Annotated in this window: 20 protein-coding genes; 7 read left to right on the top strand and 13 right to left on the bottom strand. The window is 55.6% G+C overall.

Annotated elements, in window-relative coordinates:
* Positions 1-51 precede the first annotated feature (51 nt).
* A complete protein-coding gene (locus GOV88_RS14075) occupies positions 52-495 on the bottom strand; it encodes a PaaI family thioesterase (protein ID WP_171125096.1) in 444 nt (147 codons plus the stop codon).
* Positions 496-553: 58 nt separating this feature from the next.
* Between GOV88_RS14075 and GOV88_RS14080 the strand changes: the two genes are divergently transcribed.
* From GOV88_RS14080 to gluQRS, 4 genes are all read left to right on the top strand, one after another.
* Positions 554-1,339, top strand: a complete 786-nt coding sequence (locus tag GOV88_RS14080) for an enoyl-CoA hydratase (protein WP_171240826.1) — start codon at positions 554-556, stop codon at positions 1,337-1,339.
* 256 nt (positions 1,340-1,595) lie between these two features.
* Positions 1,596-2,936, top strand: coding sequence for a methylenetetrahydrofolate--tRNA-(uracil(54)-C(5))-methyltransferase (FADH(2)-oxidizing) TrmFO (gene trmFO / locus GOV88_RS14085; protein WP_171240827.1), 1,341 nt, complete (start codon positions 1,596-1,598; stop codon positions 2,934-2,936).
* Positions 2,937-2,973: 37 nt separating this feature from the next.
* Positions 2,974-3,588 (top strand): class I SAM-dependent methyltransferase, encoded by a 615-nt coding sequence (locus tag GOV88_RS14090; RefSeq protein ID WP_171240828.1) that lies wholly within the window; start codon positions 2,974-2,976, stop codon positions 3,586-3,588.
* Complete coding sequence (gene gluQRS / locus GOV88_RS14095; protein WP_171240829.1) at positions 3,585-4,469, top strand: tRNA glutamyl-Q(34) synthetase GluQRS; 885 nt, start codon at positions 3,585-3,587, stop codon at positions 4,467-4,469. The genes GOV88_RS14090 and gluQRS overlap by 4 nt, the downstream gene beginning before the upstream one ends.
* Here gluQRS and hisI read toward each other — a convergent pair.
* The gene (hisI, locus tag GOV88_RS14100; protein ID WP_171240830.1) at positions 4,455-4,844 is read right to left on the bottom strand and encodes a phosphoribosyl-AMP cyclohydrolase; all 390 of its coding nucleotides are present in this window, start codon (positions 4,842-4,844) and stop codon (positions 4,455-4,457) included. The genes gluQRS and hisI overlap by 15 nt on opposite strands.
* A gap of 48 nt (positions 4,845-4,892) precedes the next feature.
* Here hisI and GOV88_RS14105 point away from each other — a divergent pair, with 48 nt between their 5' ends.
* Both GOV88_RS14105 and GOV88_RS14110 read left to right on the top strand, forming a co-directional pair.
* On the top strand, positions 4,893-5,345 hold the full coding sequence (locus GOV88_RS14105; RefSeq protein ID WP_171121399.1) for an iron-sulfur cluster assembly scaffold protein: 453 nt from the start codon (positions 4,893-4,895) through the stop codon (positions 5,343-5,345).
* 59 nt (positions 5,346-5,404) lie between these two features.
* Positions 5,405-6,043: a MarC family protein gene (locus tag GOV88_RS14110; protein ID WP_171121398.1), complete on the top strand. Its 639-nt coding sequence runs from the start codon at positions 5,405-5,407 to the stop codon at positions 6,041-6,043.
* 185 nt (positions 6,044-6,228) lie between these two features.
* Here the strand turns inward: GOV88_RS14110 and GOV88_RS20635 are convergent, their stop codons facing one another.
* The 5 genes from GOV88_RS20635 to GOV88_RS14130 form a co-directional block, all read right to left on the bottom strand.
* A complete protein-coding gene (locus GOV88_RS20635) occupies positions 6,229-6,351 on the bottom strand; it encodes a hypothetical protein (protein ID WP_256367685.1) in 123 nt (40 codons plus the stop codon).
* 111 nt (positions 6,352-6,462) lie between these two features.
* Complete coding sequence (recG, locus tag GOV88_RS14115) at positions 6,463-8,553, bottom strand: ATP-dependent DNA helicase RecG (protein WP_171240831.1); 2,091 nt, start codon at positions 8,551-8,553, stop codon at positions 6,463-6,465.
* The gene (gene ligA / locus GOV88_RS14120; protein WP_171240832.1) at positions 8,550-10,676 is read right to left on the bottom strand and encodes an NAD-dependent DNA ligase LigA; all 2,127 of its coding nucleotides are present in this window, start codon (positions 10,674-10,676) and stop codon (positions 8,550-8,552) included. Before ligA ends, recG begins: the two co-directional genes overlap by 4 nt.
* Positions 10,677-10,799: 123 nt before the next feature.
* Positions 10,800-11,516, bottom strand: coding sequence for a response regulator transcription factor CtrA (gene ctrA / locus GOV88_RS14125; protein WP_171240833.1), 717 nt, complete (start codon positions 11,514-11,516; stop codon positions 10,800-10,802).
* Positions 11,517-11,593: 77 nt separating this feature from the next.
* Positions 11,594-11,890, bottom strand: a complete 297-nt coding sequence (locus GOV88_RS14130) for a DUF1153 domain-containing protein (RefSeq protein WP_171240834.1) — start codon at positions 11,888-11,890, stop codon at positions 11,594-11,596.
* Positions 11,891-12,018: 128 nt separating this feature from the next.
* Here GOV88_RS14130 and mnmA point away from each other — a divergent pair, with 128 nt between their 5' ends.
* On the top strand, positions 12,019-13,164 hold the full coding sequence (gene mnmA / locus GOV88_RS14135) for a tRNA 2-thiouridine(34) synthase MnmA (protein ID WP_171240835.1): 1,146 nt from the start codon (positions 12,019-12,021) through the stop codon (positions 13,162-13,164).
* A gap of 10 nt (positions 13,165-13,174) precedes the next feature.
* Here the strand turns inward: mnmA and GOV88_RS14140 are convergent, their stop codons facing one another.
* The 6 genes from GOV88_RS14140 to GOV88_RS14165 all read right to left on the bottom strand — a co-directional run bounded on the left by GOV88_RS14140 (position 13,175) and on the right by GOV88_RS14165 (position 17,619).
* Positions 13,175-13,750, bottom strand: a complete 576-nt coding sequence (locus GOV88_RS14140) for a hypothetical protein (RefSeq protein ID WP_171240836.1) — start codon at positions 13,748-13,750, stop codon at positions 13,175-13,177.
* A complete protein-coding gene (lpxB, locus tag GOV88_RS14145) occupies positions 13,743-14,909 on the bottom strand; it encodes a lipid-A-disaccharide synthase (RefSeq protein ID WP_171240837.1) in 1,167 nt (388 codons plus the stop codon). Before lpxB ends, GOV88_RS14140 begins: the two co-directional genes overlap by 8 nt.
* A complete protein-coding gene (locus GOV88_RS14150; RefSeq protein WP_171240838.1) occupies positions 14,909-15,703 on the bottom strand; it encodes an LpxI family protein in 795 nt (264 codons plus the stop codon). The genes lpxB and GOV88_RS14150 overlap by 1 nt, the downstream gene beginning before the upstream one ends.
* 3 nt (positions 15,704-15,706) lie before the next feature.
* Positions 15,707-16,492, bottom strand: coding sequence for an acyl-ACP--UDP-N-acetylglucosamine O-acyltransferase (gene lpxA, locus GOV88_RS14155; protein WP_171240839.1), 786 nt, complete (start codon positions 16,490-16,492; stop codon positions 15,707-15,709).
* Complete coding sequence (gene fabZ / locus GOV88_RS14160) at positions 16,489-16,962, bottom strand: 3-hydroxyacyl-ACP dehydratase FabZ (RefSeq protein ID WP_171240840.1); 474 nt, start codon at positions 16,960-16,962, stop codon at positions 16,489-16,491. The genes lpxA and fabZ overlap by 4 nt, the downstream gene beginning before the upstream one ends.
* A 72-nt stretch (positions 16,963-17,034) precedes the next feature.
* Complete coding sequence (locus GOV88_RS14165) at positions 17,035-17,619, bottom strand: OmpH family outer membrane protein (RefSeq protein ID WP_254449240.1); 585 nt, start codon at positions 17,617-17,619, stop codon at positions 17,035-17,037.
* Between the last annotated feature and the right edge of the window lie 7 nt (positions 17,620-17,626).

Genomic DNA, 17,626 nt, shown 5'->3' on the forward strand with positions numbered 1-17,626 from the left:
CCCCAGTCCCATAAGGGACCTCTTCCTTGGCCGGGCTCGCCCGGCCATTTTTTATCCAAAGGATTCGGCAGAAGACCCTTCCGGCGGAAGTGAATACGTCATTGTGGCCCGGGCAACCGGCTTGTCCGAACCTACCGAATACATAAGCACATCCCCGACCGCCAAAGTCCTTCCAAGCTTTAGCAACCTGCAACGGGCAATCATGTCCTTGTCTCCATCTGGTTTGCGCATGAAATCCATCGAGCATCCTGTTGTAACCGCAAGGGACAATCGCCCCTTTCGCGCAAGGATGAGCGCGTAAACGCAGACATCCGCCAAGCCGAACATCGAGGGCCCCGATACGGTTCCGCCCGGCCTCAGGTGCCTGTCCTCGACGACGAGTCGCATGACGATCGTATCTTTTGTCACGTCTTCAACGACAAAGTCATCCTGTACCTGCGGAAACACCTGCGCCATGTAATCCGACAGCTCTTCGCGGTTCAAAACCAACGACATACTTCCCCTCCTCGAATTGCCGACCTAGAGTTGGCCTCACATCAGATCGGAGGGCAAGATGGGAATTCTGGAACGTAGCGACACAGGTGCCGTTGCCAGGCTGAAGATGAACGCGCCGGATCGCCTGAATGCCCTCAGCGAGGAAATGCTTGCTGCTCTGCAAGCGGAACTTGATGCGCTTCGAGAGGACAGTTCTATTCGCGTCGTTATCCTTTCGGGGGCCGGGAAAGGGTTTTGCGCTGGCCACGATCTAAAGCAGATGACCGCTGGTCGTCAGGCTGAAGATAGAGGAAAGGCGTATTTTCAGGACTTGTTCGCCCAGTGCACCCGAATGATGCTGTCGATCCAATCTCTTCCTCAGCCTGTTATTGCACAGGTACATGGGATTGCGACTGCAGCGGGCTGCCAATTGGTTGCCAGTTGCGATCTGGCGGTTGCTGCCGAAGGGACGCGGTTTGGTGTCAACGGTGTGAATATCGGCTTGTTTTGTTCAACGCCGATGGTGGCCCTCAGCCGCAATATCCCGCGAAAGCGTGCTTTCGAAATGCTGACAACAGGCGACTTCATCTCGGCGGAACGGGCGTCTGAACTGGGTCTGGTCAATCGCGTGGCACCAGAAATGCTGCTGGAACACGAGACACAGGCGCTGGCAGATCAACTGGCGACCAAGCTTGGATCAGCGGTGAAAATCGGGAAACAGGCCTTCTATCAGCAACTGGAAATGCCCATTGAACAAGCCTACGCGTATACGGGTGAGGTAATGGCACAAAATATGCTGCATCGGGATACCGAAGAAGGAATATCTGCATTTATCGAAAAAAGGCCGCCAAATTGGGATCAATAAGGCGACGATATTAAACCTTTTTCGCCACTGTTCGTATTTTTGGACTTTTCAAAAGGGCGACACTGTGGCAATGCTGAGACAAGGCTAAGGCCTTGCTTGAACTTTTGGGTCGCCGTGGGCGGAAGGTCCCTCCGAGCTGGTTTCTCTCACTGGCGTTGACATTCCCGCAGCGGCGATCCCAAAAAACCTCCCCTTTTTCTTTCCCCTGATCAACAGTCGTTTGCGTTGGCGTGCGCTCTGCCCTATGTGGCAGCACATGACAAAGACATTGCATATCGTGGGCGGCGGCATGGCCGGGTCCGAAGCAGCTTGGCAAGCAGCGGAAATGGGCGTTGACGTGGTCATCCACGAAATGCGGCCCAAAGTTGGCACCTTTGCGCATCAAACCGGTAACCTGGCCGAGATGGTGTGCTCGAACTCGTTCCGATCGGACGATGACGAGCAGAATGCGGTTGGGCTGCTGCATTGGGAAATGCGCGCGGCAAACGGTTTGATCATGACCACGGCTGATGCACACCGCTTGCCAGCCGGTGGTGCGCTTGCCGTGGATCGCGACCCGTTTGCCGAGGCCGTGACCGCAAAGCTCAAGTCGCATGACCGTGTGCAGATCTCGGAAGAGGAAGTGACCGCCCTGCCCGATGATGGCAAATGGATCTTTGCGACGGGGCCTTTGACTTCGACAGCGCTCGGAGATTCGATCCGCGCGGAAACCGGAGCGGACTCGTTGGCGTTTTTCGACGCGATTGCACCAATCGTCTATGCAGACAGCATCGACATGAGCAAAGCGTGGATGCAATCGCGATACGACAAAGGCGAGACCGAGGAAGAGCGGACCGCCTATTTGAATTGTCCAATGGATCGGGAACAGTATGAGGCGTTCATTGATGCGCTGTTGGCCGCCGAAAAGACCGAGTTTCACGAAGGCGAAACTGCTGGCTATTTCGACGGCTGCCTGCCGATTGAGGTTATGTCTGAACGCGGGCGCGAGACTCTCCGACATGGCCCTATGAAACCAGTCGGCCTTACCAACCCGCATCAGCCTGATGTGAAACCCCATGCGGTTGTTCAGCTTAGGCGCGACAACGCGCTTGGCACGCTGTTCAACATCGTGGGCTTTCAGACCAAGATGAAATACGGCGCTCAGACTGAGGTGTTCCGGATGATCCCTGGTCTGGAAAATGCAAGCTTCGCGCGTCTGGGCGGTATCCACCGGAACACTTTCATCAATTCGCCCACGCTTTTGGATTCGCAAATGCGGTTGAAGTCCAAGCCCAACATTCGATTTGCCGGGCAAATCACTGGTGTTGAGGGTTATGTGGAAAGCGCGGCCATGGGATTGCTGGCGGGGCGTCTGGCCGCCGCGGAAATCCTTGGGCAGGATATGCCGACGGTCCCGCAGGACAGCGCCATGGGTGCCTTGATTCACCACATTACAGGCGGGGCCGAAGCAAAGACGTTTCAGCCCATGAACGTAAATTTCGGCCTGTTTCGTCCTGTTGATGGCCTCAAAGGGGGCCGCCGAGGGCGGAAAGACCGTTACAAGGCCTACACAGACCGTGCCAAGGCCGAGTGGTCCAAGTGGCTGTCACATTGCTGACTGGACGCAGCCCGTGTCAGCGGCCTAACATACGGGCATGAACGACGATTACCTAAAAGACGCGTATGGGCTGGACACACCCGAAGCCACGCGCGCGCACTATCAGAAATGGGCGTCGTCATACGATTCCGAAGTGGCTGCCCATGGCTATGTCACTCCCGGTCGCCTTGCCGAGGCGCTTTGGTCGCATATGCCCGAAGCTCAGACGCCTGTTCTGGACTATGGCTGTGGCACTGGTTTGTCCGGCGAGGCGCTGCACGCGGTTGGATTCAGGGTCATCGACGGCGTAGACCCTTCACCAAAGATGTTAGAAGGCGCCGAGGCCAAGGGGGTTTACAGACGGTTGTCGACGTTCGATCTGTCCGACCCAAACCCTTTGCAGCAAGGTGCGTACAAGGCGATTGCCGCCATTGGTGTCATCAGCGTCGGCGCCGCCCCGCCCGAGACATTTGATCTGTTGATGAATGCTTTGCCCAAAGGGGGTCTTCTGGCATTTTCATTCAATGATCACACACTTGCAGATCACACTTATACCTGTCGGCTGAACGATTGGCTGGACATGGGGGCGACGCGCCTGCTGTTTCGTGAGCATGGCCCTCATCTGCCGGGCATGGACCTCAAATCAGATGTCTATATTGTTGAAAAGTCGTGACATTCGTAACTAGGTTTGCGCCCTCTCCGACGGGCCCCCTGCATCTTGGACATGCGTATTCGGCGCTTTTGGCCTGCGATATGGCCACGTCGCATGAGGGTTCATTTCTTCTCAGGATAGAAGACATCGACCGCGCACGTTCGCGTCCGCAATGGGAAACCCGGATTTTCGACGATTTACACTGGCTTGGAATTACTTGGCCCACGCCGGTTATGAGACAATCTTTGCGGCTGGATGTGTATGAGCACGCCCTTGAAACGCTCTGGAACAATGGTTTGCTTTATCCTTGTACGTGCAATCGCCGCGATATTGCTGCAGCCGTTGGGGCACCGCAGGAAGGTGCCCCTTTGCTTGGGCCTGATGGCATAATCTACCCGGGTACATGCCGGAAAAAATCGGATAGAACCGGACCGATGCCACGAACAGTACCGCTGAGATTGGACATGGTTGCGGCGGTGGATCGCACAGTTGATTTGTTTGGAAAATCGGCAGGGTTTCAAGAAGATGGAGTGGGGCCTGAAGGTGAAACCGGGTGGATTACTTTCAGCGGGCAAGAAATGATCGAAACGATCGGTGACGTCGTTTTGTCCCGGCGGGATATGGGCACTTCATACCACCTGTCCGTTGTATTGGATGACGCGGAACAGGGCGTTAGCCACGTGGTGCGCGGGCAGGATCTGTTTGAGGCAACACGGATCCACATTCTGTTGCAGTCTCTGCTTGGCTTGACCTCTCCGGTTTACCATCATCACAAATTGATCCGTGATGACACCGGCAAACGACTAGCAAAACGTGACGATGCGCGCGCAATCGCAAAGTACCGCGCCGAGGGCCAAAGCCCGGCGGATATAAGGGCGATGGTGGGTTTATGTCATAGGTGACATTAGTTCGATCTCGTCACCTTCCCGAACGGCAGTATAAAAACAGCTCCGCCGATTTGTGTGGCAGGCCGGGCCGGTCTGATGAACGAGAACAAGCAAGCAATCGCGGTCACAATCCACACGGAAATCCACCAACTCCTGCGTGTGGCCAGAGCTTTCTCCTTTGATCCAAAAGGACTGACGTGAACGCGACCAATAGGTGATGCGGCCCGTTTCCAGCGTTTTTTCAATGGCTTCCGCATTCATCCACGCCATCATCAGAACTTCGCCCGAAGTTTCGTCCTGAGCAATGGCAGGGATAAGACCCGCATCGTTATATTTCAAAGTGGTCGGGTCGAATGTGGCGCTTGCTTGCATCATAAAAACCTTTTGCATCCGGGTGGATGCTCACTATGTATGAGGAACAATCAACGAGGGAAAGCCATGTCCGGCGATAATGACCTGATTAAGTTATACTCTGGCCGAATTCTGGCGCTGGCTTCGGATATTCCCCATTTGGACCGGCTTGAGAATCCGGACGCGACGGTGAAGAAACGCTCGCCTCTTTGCGGATCGACCGTGACCGTTGATGTGAAGGTTCAGGATGGGCGTGTTGCGGAATTTGGGCAGGATGTGAAAGCCTGTGCCTTGGGTCAGGCATCGGCCGCCGTTGTTGGGGGCGCTGTTATCGGGGCAACCAGAGCGCAGATAGAAACGGCGCGCGATCAACTGGCCGATATGCTCAAAAAGGATGGCCCTGCCCCTGACGCCCCGTTTGACGGGTTGGAGGTTTTGATGCCTGCCCGCGAATATAAGAACCGCCATGCTTCGATTCTACTTGCTTTGGACGCAACGGCCGAAGCGATGGAGCAGGCTGAACAAGCAAACTGCGCGTAACCATAGTTTTTTCTGGCAATTCAGTCTAACCTCCTGCGAAATCAAGGGGAGTTTGTGACTTGAACAACTTGCTGGAACATTTCGTCACGCTTTGGGTTGTGATTGATCCCATCGGCACGATCCCCGTTTTCATTGCCGTTACCGCCGGGCTGGAGGCTGCAGCAAGGCGCAAGATGGCGTTGGTTGCATCAATTATCAGCGCTGGAATTCTTCTGTTCTTTCTAGTCTTCGGGCAATTGCTGATCGAGGCGCTGGATATCGGGCTGAACTCATTTCAGGTTGCAGGCGGCATTATTCTGTTCCTGTTCGCGCTGACCATGATTTTTGGCGAAAGCAAGCAGGACACTGAACAACGCGCCGCCGAGGAAGATATCAAAGACCAGATGCACCAGCACAACCCGGCCATTTTTCCGCTGGCGGTTCCATCTTTGGCCTCGCCCGGTGCTATGTTGGCCATCGTAATTCTGACGGACAACAACAGATACAGCGTTGCTGACCAGGGAATTACGGCACTTGTCATGATTTCGGTCGTGGCCATTGCATTTGTGCTTATGCTGCTGGCCGAGCCTATCATTCGGCTGATTGGCCATTCCGGTGCCGCGATCATAAGCCGTGTCATGGGGATGATATTGGCCTCTGTCGCCGTGAACTCTGTTCTGTCGGCGATGCTGGAAATTATGAAAACCGGGCAATTGTAAAAAAACCGCCGCACCTTCCGGGCGGAAAGGGCGGCGGCAGGATGTGCGTTTCTCGTGTGGGTCCGGAGGTCCGCACGGGGCCGAGGCAAGGCCCCTTCAAGGGAATTGGGACAGGCAGGTCACCCTTGACTGATATGGGGATGACAGCGCGGGTTTGGTCGGCACGAGATCGCAGGCAGAAAAGGTTAGAACGCTCCGGGCAGGTGGAGGGCAACCATCAGAATAACCACCAAAGAAACGGCACCGGCTGCATCCTGCAAAAGCGTAGATTGCGAGCGGGTGATGGCGGTCTTTATCTGGGTCAACATGGGTCACCTCCGGTCAGAGCTTTAATCCTTTGTTGACCTTTTGTTCTCACATTTCATTGAGTCGGTAAAGAACTTTTTGAGAACATTTGTGAACTAACGGTAAATTTTTCTCTAACCAACTGAAATCAAACGGATCGCCTGATCCTGCTTCATCAGCCACAGAAGAACACGCACCGCTTGCCCCCTGTCCGAGCTTAGTTTTGGGTCTTTCGCTAGGAAAGCTCTGGCATCCGTTTGCGCGATGGCCATCAGACCGGCTTGCCGCTCAAGATCAGCGATCCGAAATTTGGGCAACCCGGATTGGGCCGTCCCAATAAGGTCTCCGGCGCCGCGCATCTGCAGATCTGTTTCGGATATCCGAAATCCATCCTCGGTTTCACGCAATACTTCCAGACGTTTGCGCCCGCCCTCACTCAGCGGGGGTTGGTACATCAACAAGCAGGTCGAATCCGCTACTCCACGACCGACACGGCCTCGCAGTTGGTGTAATTGCGCCAAACCGAAGATCTCGGCGCGCTCAATGACCATGATGGTGGCGTTGGGAACGTTTACGCCGACTTCGATAACAGTGGTCGCGACCAGAACCTTGGTCTGACCTTCCTGAAACGCTTTCATGGCGGCGTCTTTGTCTGCCGGTGGCATTTGGCCATGCACCAAACCCACCACGTTATCCCCGAGAATTGCTCGCAACCGCTTGAAGCGCTCTTCAGCGGCTGTGAGGTCCGATACTTCGGACTCGTCAACCAGCGGGCACACCCAATAACATTGCCGCCCCTCGTCAATGGCCCGCCGCAAGTGAGTGATCACTTCTTCCATACGGTCTGTGCTGACAACAGCCGTCTTGATGGGTTTGCGGCCCGGAGGCTTTTCATCCAGAACAGACACGTCCATGTCGCCATATTGGGCCAAAGCCAGACTGCGCGGGATTGGCGTTGCCGTCATCACCAATACATCGGCACCACGCCCTTTTTCGGACAGTTCCATCCTTTGCCGAACACCAAATCGGTGCTGCTCATCCACGATCGCCAGTCGCAAGTCGCGAAATTCCACGTCATTTTGGAAGACCGCATGGGTTCCGACCAGAATTTGAATGTCACCCTTTTTTAATGCATCCAATTTGTTGCGCCGTTCGCCCCCTTTATCGCGTCCTGTCAGTATCTCCAGAACAATTCCGGCCTCTTCGGCAAGGGGGCGCAGCCCTTCAAGATGTTGACGGGCAAGTATCTCGGTCGGAGCCATCATCACGCCCTGCCCTCCGGCCTCGACCGCGACCAGCAGCGCCATGAATGCCACCAGCGTCTTGCCGGCACCGACATCCCCCTGCAACAGACGATTCATCCGCGCGTCCGAGGCCAAATCCGCCGCGATCTGATCAATTGCCCGCATCTGCGCGCCGGTTGGCTTGTACGGAAGGCTCGCCAGAACCTTGGATTGAAGCGCGCCTGTTCCAACACTGACAACGCCCCTCGCCTTTCGCTCCCTTTGCCGGGCCAAAGCGAGGGTCATCTGATGAGCGAACAACTCATCATAAGCCAAGCGTTGTCTTGCAGGGGCATGGCTTGCGATATCATCCGCGCCTTGTGGGTTGTGGGCTGCTTTGACTGCAGTTGCCCAGTCAGGCCACTCTTGTTTGGTGACTTGCGCCGGATCAATCCATTCAGCCAGTTCAGGCGCATGGGACAATGCGCTACGAGCTGCTTTGTAAGCCGTCTTTTGCGTTATCCCCTGAGTCAGGTGATAGACCGATTCAAACTCCGGTATGTCGCAGGCGTTTTCCAACGGAAGCATATGATCGGGGTGAACCATCTGGGCCATGCAGTCGAACAGCTCTAGTTTGCCCGATATCACCCGTCGCGATCCTTCGGGCAGAACCTTTTTCAAGTAATCTCCGCGTGCATGGAAGAAAACCAATTGGAACTCTGCCTGCGAATCCTCGACGTAAACACGATAGGCACCACCCTTATTGCGCGGCGGTCTATGCGGTCCCACCGTCACCTCAACCGTCAAGGTTGTCGGGAGATCAGCGCCCTGGATCGTATCCCTTTTACGTCGATCTATCACTGCATAAGGCAAACCGAAAAGCACATCTCGGGGTGTTTCAACCCCGGCCTGCACCATGGTTTGCGCGGTCTTGGGACCCACTCCTTCCAGTGTTTCTAGCCCGGCAAACAGTGGGAACAGGACTTCGGGCCTTCCGCTCATGACGCGCCGATCAAGGTCAGCCAGCCGTCTTCGTCCAGCGTTTGGATACCCAATTCCGCCGCCTTTTTTGCCTTTGATCCAGCGCCCGGTCCAGCCACGAGCAAATCGGTTTTCTTACTGACCGAGCCGGATACTTTCGCACCCAGGGATTCGGCCCGTGCCTTGGCTTCGGCGCGGGTCATTTTTTCCAGTGTGCCGGTGAAGACAACTGTTTTACCAGCCACAGGACTACCAGAGGTGTCGGGTCTAGTCGCTTTCTGTACGTCCAACTGAGCCACCAGAGCGTCGATGCTGGACCGCTCGGCATTTTGGGCAAATGCTGAAACTAATGCGCGGGCCATGATCTCTCCGATCCCGTCAATGGCCAGCAAATCTTCCCACTCAGGACCGACAAAATCCGCGGCGGCGGTGATGGCTTCTTCGAACTCTTCCCAGGACCCATAATGGTTGGCGATCAGGTTTGACGCGGCTTCGCCCATGTGGCGGATTCCCAGCGCAAACAAAAGACGTCCGAACGGTATGTCCCGCTTTTCATCAATCGCAGCCCACAGGTTACCAGCGCTTTGCGCGCCCCAGCCCTTGCGGTTCGCCAGCTTGTTCAGGTTTGCGGCGTCGCGGGATTGCAGGGTGAAGATATCAACTGGGGTTCTGACCGGAAGATCAGAGTCGTCATAGAACATCTCAATTTGTTTGGCACCCAGACCTTCGATGTCGAATGCCTTACGCGAGACAAAGTGCTTCAGCTTCTCAACGGCTTGGGCTGGGCAGATTATGCCTCCTGTACAGCGCCTTACGGCGTCGCCTTCCTCGCGAACCGCGTCGCTTTGGCATTCTGGGCAAGTCGTTGGGAACACATAAGGTTCTGCGTCAGCCGGGCGTTTCGAAATGTCGACATCCGCAAGTTTGGGAATGACATCACCTGCTCGGTAAACCTGAACCCAGTCGCCGATGCGAAAATCCTTACCCTCCCGAATAATCCCACCTTTGGCGTCGCGCCCGACGATGTAGTCCTCGTTGTGGAGCGTCGCATTAGATACGACAACACCGCCGACTGTCACCGGATGCAGGCGCGCGACCGGGCTAAGCGCCCCTGTTCGGCCAACCTGAATGTCGATCGCCTCAAGCCGGGTCCATGCGAGTTCTGCTGGGAACTTATGAGCAATTGCCCATCTGGGTGTCGTGGACCTGAATCCAAGCCGAGATTGCAAAGACAGGTCATTTACTTTGTAAACGACGCCATCAATATCATACCCAAGCGTTGCGCGCTGCGCTTCGATACTTCGGTAGTGGTTCAGGATTTGGTCCTTGGTGTCACAAACGGCGGTCAGTGGATTGGTCGAAAACCCAAAACCGGCCAATCGCTCAATTGCGCCCATTTGCGTGTCGGCCAAAGGTTCGGACAATTCGCCCCATGCATAGGCAAAAAACCTGAGCGGTCGCGATCGCGTGATTGCCGAATCCAGTTGCCTGAGAGATCCGGCAGCCGCGTTGCGTGGGTTGGCAAAAAGTTTGTCACCCAAAGCCTCCTGACGTGCATTCAGGTCCTCAAAATCCTTGTGAGACATGTAAACTTCGCCCCGGACCTCAAGAATATCGGGAGCATCTGATACGATCTGGGGAATATCGGAAATCGTACGCGCATTTGCTGTCACGTTTTCGCCGACCTCTCCATCCCCTCGGGTCGCTGCCTGAACCAAAATTCCCTTTTCGTATCTGAGCGATAGAGACAAACCATCTATTTTTGGCTCCGCCGTAAAGGACAGCGGCTGCGTATCCGACAAACCCAAATACTTGCGAACTGAGCGGTCAAAATCGACGACATCTTCTTCGCTGAACGCATTTCCAAGAGACATCATTCGGACGGCGTGGGAGACCTTAGAAAACCCGTCAGAAGGTCGGGCACCTACCTGGTCGGATGGGCTGTCCGTTCTTTTCAGGTGCGGAAAGCGGCGTTCAATCTCAGCGTTTCGCTGTTTGAGGCTGTCGTACTCGGCGTCCGAAATCTCGGGTGCGTCTTCCGAGTGGTACAGTGTGTTGGCCTGTAAAATCAGCGGGGCCAGCCGTGCAAGCTCGGATCGGGCCTGTGCTTCTGTCAGCTCGGATACTGGTGTTGAATCGCTCATGCCCTCGCCCTGTCACGTAATCTTGGAACTCAGTGATAGGGCGAGGTTATTCTCACGTCCAGACGTGCCGTTCACAGACTGAAGGTACCGCTCTGAACCAACGGCCAGATTTCAAAATCCGGGTTACGCACCGACCGCCACCCGCCTGTCGACCATTCTGTTACTTTGTGGGTCTCGCAGGACGTATCCCCTGCCCCAGACTGTCTCGATATAGTTTTCGCCGCCCGTCGCGTTGCTGAGTTTCTTGCGGAGCTTGCAGATAAAGACGTCGATGATCTTGAGTTCGGGTTCGTCCATGCCGCCATAGAGGTGATTCAGGAACATCTCCTTGGTCAACGTCGTGCCTTTGCGCAAACTCAACAGTTCTAGCAACTGGTATTCCTTGCCGGTCAGGTGCACGGCTTTGCCTTCGACTTCAACCGTTTTGGCATCCAGGTTCACCGCGACGCGGCCCGTGTGGATCACGGATTGGGAATGGCCCTTTGATCGGCGAATGATTGCGTGAATACGTGCAACCAGTTCTTCACGGTGGAAAGGTTTGGTCATGTAGTCGTCAGCACCAAAACCGAAACCTTTGATTTTGCTTTCGGTGTCGTCAGCGCCAGACAGGATCAGGATCGGGGTTTCAACCCGCGCAATGCGCAATTGACGTAATACTTCGTGCCCATTCATATCAGGCAGGTTCAGGTCCAGAAGGATCAGGTCGTAATCATAAAGTTTTGCTAGATCGATCCCCTCCTCGCCGAGGTCGGTCGCATAGACATTGAGGTTGGCGTGGGTCAACATCAATTCGATGCTTTTCGACGTAGTGGGATCATCCTCGACAAGAAGTATACGCATTTACTGCTCCAATTCGGTTCAACGTACCAATTAGGTTAAGCCTGCTCAAAAATGGTTAACCTGACGTTACCGTTGAATCACTTATTCACTTTCATCTTTACGTTGTAGATATTTTTTAAAGCCGTCACTTTCAGGGCGTCTTTTCCATGCTCCGCAACGGCCGAGACCCAGGAATTGAACTCCTCATCGCTCAACCCATACCGTGACTTTGCGTCAGACAGCGTGATCAGGCCGTAAAGTACGCCGCGAACAACAACGATTTTTCGCGATGCCACCCATCGTGTCGTGTCCGCAGGAGGAAGGTCTGCGCGCGACAAAACCGTTCCATCCGGCAGGGTTACGGATCGTGGTCCTTCAACTTTGTGCAAATACATCTTCATAACCTTTTCTGCTGCGACAACGCTGAAGCCAGCGTGCTTAACGCTGGGTGAAACCACCCCTTGAGAGTGTGTAGAATTTTCCTATATTCTGCCGGTCTTTCTTAATCCGCACTGGAATCGTCATGGCCCTCGATACCGAGACACCGTTGAACTCGCTTGGCATTGCTAAACCCCCGTCGGAAACGCGGGTGGTTGTGGCCATGTCCGGCGGTGTGGACAGTTCTGTTGTGGCGGCACATCTGGCCGATCAGGGCTATGACGTCGTGGGTGTGACGCTGCAGTTGTATGACCATGGTGCGGCGCTGGCTAAGAAAGGCGCGTGCTGTGCAGGGATCGACATTCACGATGCGCGGCGCGTAGCGGAAGAACGCGGCTTTCCGCACTACGTTCTGGACTATGAGAACATCTTTAAGGACGCGGTGATCGACGAGTTTGCCGACAGCTATCTGGCGGGCGCCACCCCGGTGCCCTGCATCCGCTGCAATGAGCGGGTAAAGTTCAAGGACCTGCTGGAAACCGCCAAGGACCTTGAGGCTGACTGCATGGCCACCGGTCACTATATTCAGCGCAAGATGGGCCCGAACGGCCCGGAATTGCACAGCGCCGAGGATGCGAACCGCGATCAGTCCTATTTCCTGTTCTCGACGACGTCTGAACAGTTGGATTTCCTCCGGTTTCCGCTGGGCCACCTGCCCTCGAAAGACGCGACGCGCGAGATGGCGGCGCAATACGGGCTGGCCGTGGCCGACAAACCCGATAGTCAGGACATCTGTTTCGTGCCCGATGGCAACTATGCCAGTGTGATCGAAAAACTGCGCCCCGGTGCGGCTGAACCCGGCGAGATCGTCCATGCCGACGGTCGTGTGCTGGCACAGCATAACGGCGTAATCCACTATACGATTGGCCAACGGCGCGGGCTTGGCATTGGCGGCCTGAGCGAACCGCTTTATGTCGTCAAGCTGGACGTGGACAAGAAGCAGGTGGTTGTCGGCCCCAAGGAAATGCTGGCAACCCGTACAGTACCCGTGCGCGAAATCAACTGGCTTGGGGATGAGCCGTTCACGTCGCGCGAGGAATGGCATCTGAAGGTCAAGGTCCGGTCCACTCGCCCACCGCGCGAGGCGATCGTTCGCCCCCTGTCAGACACCACCGCCGAAGTCGAGCTGCTGACGCCCGAGGAGGGCATTTCTCCGGGTCAGGCCTGTGTCTTCTACGCGTCTGAAGGCAGCCGAATCTTTGGCGGTGGCTGGATTTGGCGCGGCTACTGATCCGCTAAAATCACATGGCGTCGGTTGGGCTGTTGATCAGGATATAAAGACCGACGGAAACCATGATGTAAGGGGCTATTCTGTCCAGTCGTGCGATGCGTGGACCAAGGTTTTGCGCACGAGGGGCACCCCAGCTCGCCAAGGCAATCAACCCGGTAAGCGCGAAGGCCGCACCGATCAGTGCGGTTGCCCGGAACGCAGGTGTTGAATCCGCCAACAAAGGCGTCATCGCCGCAAGTGTGTCGATTGACAGGCTCAGAAACAGGACAACGACCGATGTGACCGCGCCACGCTCAGGTATCTTGTGATCATCTTTCCCGGACATCTGGTGCCAAAAACCGCGCAGGCCAAGCGCAAGAGGAACAATCCCAAGATACCCGACCCAGTGCAGAAAGCTCGTTTGATCCAACCCGCTGGCAATAGCGAGCGACAAGGACAGGATCAGAACTTGCGCAACCGCAAAACCGATAACGGCGCGTGCCGTCTTCATCACCATTACCAGACCAAACAACATGACAAGGTTGTCCAAGTTGGTCGAAATCGTCACAATCCCGGCAGAAATGGCAAATAGAATATGTTCAACCATGGCGCGCGGGCAGCCTGTCCAACACCGCTCGTGCCGCACGAAGGCCCGGAGCCTCGCCGCCGCGTCCCAAACGATTCATTGTCACGTCCATCGCTGTCTGCTGCGCCTTGGGGTTGGAATAAACTTCGGCCAAAGCCTCAAATATGAGTTCCGGAGTGCAGTCATCCAGCAGACGTTCCGGGACCGCATGGGTATCAGAGACCAGATTTACGAGGGTGACCGTTTTCAGCTTTACCATGCGCTCTGCAATTTTCTGGGTCAGCCAGCTGAGCTTGTAGGCGATGACCATCGGTGTGTTTTGTGCGGCCAATTCCAGTGAAACAGTGCCCGAGGCTGCAAGCGCCAAATCCGCCGATGCAAACGCGGCCCGTTTCTCGGCTACGGCTTGATCTGTGGGCAGGTCGCGCGGATCCACAACCACCGGATTGCCCGGCCAGTCTTTGAGATGTTCACGGACCGCATCGACCATATGCGAAACCGTCGGAACAACCACCCGCATGTCCGGGTGATCACGAAGAAAAAGCGTAAGCGCCTGTCCAAATACTGGAGCCAAACGATCAACCTCACCCCGGCGCGAACCCGGTAGAGCAAGCAAAAGCGGAGCATCACCCAATTCATGGGCCGTACGAAAATTGGTGATTTCCTGATCCGAGGCGACTGGCTCAGTGGCGACAGGGTGGCCGACGAAATCACACTCCATCCCCGCCCGTTCCATGTAGGCGGGTTCAAAGGGCAGCAGCGCCAGAACGTGATCAATGACTTTGGCCATTTTATCCGCACGCCCCGGTCGCCACGCCCATACGGTTGGGGCGACATAGTGTACGGTTCTGATATTGCTTTGAGCTTTGACAATCTTGGCGACACGCAAGGAAAAATCCGGGCTGTCGATTGTAATCAGAACATCCGGCTTTATATCCAAAACCGCCTGAGCAGTTTCGGCAATGCGACGTTTGAGGTGAAAGAACTTTGGCAGAACCTCGACCAAACCCATTACCGAGAGTTCCGACATTGGAAAGCGGCTGTTTAGACCCTGCGCCTGCATCAAGGGGCCGCCAACACCGTCGAACTCAACATCCGGAACAAGGCTGCACAACCCTTCCATCAACGATCCGCCAAGACGGTCGCCCGAAGGTTCGCCGGCAACCAGAAAAACTCGCATCAGTTGGCCCGCTCGCGGACATATAGGAACAGGCCGAGGCGGTCGCATTCTTCAATGACACGCGCCTGATCCAACACAATGACACCGCCCTTTTCGATAACGATTCCGGTCAGACCCGCAGCCACGGCGCCCGAGACTGTGCCGGGGCCGATTGTTGGAAGATCGGCACGACGGTCCTGATCTGGTTTAGGGGCTTTGAACAAAACTCCTCCGCCCGCATCGGGGCGTTGGGTCAGCGATTGCAGCATCCAGTCAGTTCCAAAGATGCTTTCAATAGCAAGCGCTTGCCCTTTTGAGACCGCACAGGCCTGACCGATGTCGGCCGTTCCCATTGCGCGCAGAATACCAGCCGCCCTGTCTACATCGGCCAGATCGCCATCCGACGGCTGCGTGTTAGTCAAACAACCAAGTTGCGGCAACAAGGCCGGTGCGATTTCATGTGCTGCGCGTACCGTCAGACCGGATTCTTCAAGAATGCCGATCACAGCGCGCAGCGCACTATCATCCCCGGACATCAGCGCCTGCTGAATCACGGGCACAAGAGGCATCGTGGCGGCATCAATGCGCGAGGCGTTTATCTGAGGCCGCTTTACAGCGCCCGCCATACAGATTTCGGTGACACCACGCCCTTTCAGATCGGCAATGAAACTGCCCAGATGCTCCAGCGGAAAGACGATATCGGCGGTGAGCTTATCCGGAGTGAACCCTTCCATTGCGCAAATGATCGGTTTGGTTTCGAGGTGGCCAACCACCTCATCCGGCAATGCGCCCGTTCCCGCAATCAGCGCCAGCATGGGTTACTTCCTCGGGGTCAGGAAAGAACGGTCCGTCTGTCCGGTGACAAAATCGACGATCCGTTGCACGTATTCGCTTTCGTTTTCTGCGCCAACACGCTGCGCACGTTCCATAAATGTGCCATCGCCCGTCGATAGCTCACGGAAGGCCGCGCGCAGGGCCGAGATATCCTCGCGAGAAACACCTTTGCGTTTCAGACCAACCAGGTTCAGCCCGTCCAACTCGCCGCGCGGTGCCTGAACCAGCCCATAGGGAATGACGTCGTTCGGCACCATCGTCAGCGCACCGATGATCGCGCCGCGTCCGACCCGGACCCACTGATGCAAACCAGAAATACCACCAACGATCACGTCATCTTCAATGATGCAGTGCCCAGCCGCACCGGCGTGGTTCACCATGATCACCCGGTTGCCGATCTGAACGTCGTGCGCCACGTGAACGCCTGCCATCAACAGACAATCATCCCCGATCCGGGTCACGCCGCCACCGCCATCCGTGCCCGTATTTACTGTCACATGCTCGCGGATTCGATTGCGCTTACCGATCTCAAGTCGGGTATTTTCGCCGCCGAATTTCAGGTCCTGCGGAATCTCACCGATCACCGAGAAATTGAAGATAACCGTGTCATCCCCGACCGAGGTATCGCCGGTCACGACCACATGCGATTTCAGCTCGACCCGGTCGCTCAGTTTGACCTGAGGCCCGACATAGCAGAACGGCCCGATGATGCAGTCTTCACCGATCTGCGCACCGTCTTCGATGATTGCGCTGGGGTGAATGCCGCTCATGTCGTTTTTTCCATGCCCCAATCAACATAGGCCGAGAATTCAGCTTCGGCGGCTACCTCGCCTTCAACAGTCGCGCGGCCGCTGAACTTGAAAATCTTACCGCCTTTTTTACCACGCACAGTTTCCACATGCATCTCAAGCACGTCGCTCGGTACGACTTTGCGGCGGAATTTGCATTTGTCGATATTCATGAAATAGATCAGAAGTTCGCTGTCAATCACATCCATGCCCACGCCCAACATCACACCGGCGGTCTGCGCCATCGCCTCGACGATGGTGACGCCCGGCATGATCGGAGTACCTGGAAAATGCCCCTGAAAATGCGGTTCATTCATGGTGACGTTCTTGATGCCAACCGCAGACTGATAGCCCGAGATGTTGATGACCTTGTCCACCAGCAGAAACGGATAGCGGTGCGGCAATATCCGCTGGATCAGCTGAATGTCTGCGCTCTTGGTTTCCGTACTCATGATGAAGGTGTCCCGTTCTGGATTTCTCTTTCCGGCGTGGTTAGCAACACCGCGACCCAAGGGCAAGCAAACCTATTCGTTCGCCTGGTTTTCTATTGTGCTTCCGTCCCCGATTACCACGTTAATCCGGGCAATCGCAGATTCGGTCACATCTGTGCGGTCCGAGCTTAAAAAGACACTTGAACGTTCTATAATGACAGTTGCTCCGGATTCACGAAGCAGGTCTATCAGCACGGGCTGAATCAACTCAAAAAACATCTGCTGGGCTTCTTCACTTCGCCGAGCAAGTGCGTCCAGCTTTGCCCGCTGCCCGTCCCGATGGGATTGCACCTTTTCATCGAATGCTTCAGCCAGCGGTCGAAACTCTTCCGGCGGAAGCTCGGCCCGTTGCTCTGTTAAGTCTTTTTCTTCACGACTAAGCTCAGCAACGATCCGTTCATTCTCTTCGGCCAGCAATGTGCCCTCAGCCTCGATCTCACGCAGGACACGTTGGCCAAATTCGGAATCTGCGAACAGACGCTCACTGGAAATCGTCAGAACCGCCGTTTGCGGAACCCCCAGTTGCTGAGCCTGAGCAGGACCGGCAAGGAAAATGAGCAAAAAAACACACAGGGCCCGAAAGGGGCCCTGAAATTTAAGAGATAATGTGTTCATCATCCTCTGG

The organism is Ruegeria sp. HKCCA5491, assembly GCF_013034565.1.
Taxonomy (GTDB): domain Bacteria; phylum Pseudomonadota; class Alphaproteobacteria; order Rhodobacterales; family Rhodobacteraceae; genus Ruegeria.

Coding starts and splice junctions, on each gene's coding strand:
- GOV88_RS14075 (WP_171125096.1), bottom strand. CDS start 495: ATGTCGTTGGTTTTGAACCGCGAAGAGCTGTCGGATTACATGGCGCAG.
- GOV88_RS14080 (WP_171240826.1), top strand. CDS start 554: ATGGGAATTCTGGAACGTAGCGACACAGGTGCCGTTGCCAGGCTGAAG.
- trmFO (WP_171240827.1), top strand. CDS start 1,596: ATGACAAAGACATTGCATATCGTGGGCGGCGGCATGGCCGGGTCCGAA.
- GOV88_RS14090 (WP_171240828.1), top strand. CDS start 2,974: ATGAACGACGATTACCTAAAAGACGCGTATGGGCTGGACACACCCGAA.
- hisI (WP_171240830.1), bottom strand. CDS start 4,844: ATGCAAAAGGTTTTTATGATGCAAGCAAGCGCCACATTCGACCCGACC.
- GOV88_RS14105 (WP_171121399.1), top strand. CDS start 4,893: ATGTCCGGCGATAATGACCTGATTAAGTTATACTCTGGCCGAATTCTG.
- GOV88_RS20635 (WP_256367685.1), bottom strand. CDS start 6,351: ATGTTGACCCAGATAAAGACCGCCATCACCCGCTCGCAATCTACGCTT.
- recG (WP_171240831.1), bottom strand. CDS start 8,553: ATGAGCGGAAGGCCCGAAGTCCTGTTCCCACTGTTTGCCGGGCTAGAA.
- ligA (WP_171240832.1), bottom strand. CDS start 10,676: ATGAGCGATTCAACACCAGTATCCGAGCTGACAGAAGCACAGGCCCGA.
- ctrA (WP_171240833.1), bottom strand. CDS start 11,516: ATGCGTATACTTCTTGTCGAGGATGATCCCACTACGTCGAAAAGCATC.
- GOV88_RS14130 (WP_171240834.1), bottom strand. CDS start 11,890: ATGTATTTGCACAAAGTTGAAGGACCACGATCCGTAACCCTGCCGGAT.
- mnmA (WP_171240835.1), top strand. CDS start 12,019: ATGGCCCTCGATACCGAGACACCGTTGAACTCGCTTGGCATTGCTAAA.
- GOV88_RS14140 (WP_171240836.1), bottom strand. CDS start 13,750: ATGGTTGAACATATTCTATTTGCCATTTCTGCCGGGATTGTGACGATT.
- lpxB (WP_171240837.1), bottom strand. CDS start 14,909: ATGCGAGTTTTTCTGGTTGCCGGCGAACCTTCGGGCGACCGTCTTGGC.
- GOV88_RS14150 (WP_171240838.1), bottom strand. CDS start 15,703: ATGCTGGCGCTGATTGCGGGAACGGGCGCATTGCCGGATGAGGTGGTT.
- lpxA (WP_171240839.1), bottom strand. CDS start 16,492: ATGAGCGGCATTCACCCCAGCGCAATCATCGAAGACGGTGCGCAGATC.
- fabZ (WP_171240840.1), bottom strand. CDS start 16,962: ATGAGTACGGAAACCAAGAGCGCAGACATTCAGCTGATCCAGCGGATA.
- GOV88_RS14165 (WP_254449240.1), bottom strand. CDS start 17,619: ATGATGAACACATTATCTCTTAAATTTCAGGGCCCCTTTCGGGCCCTG.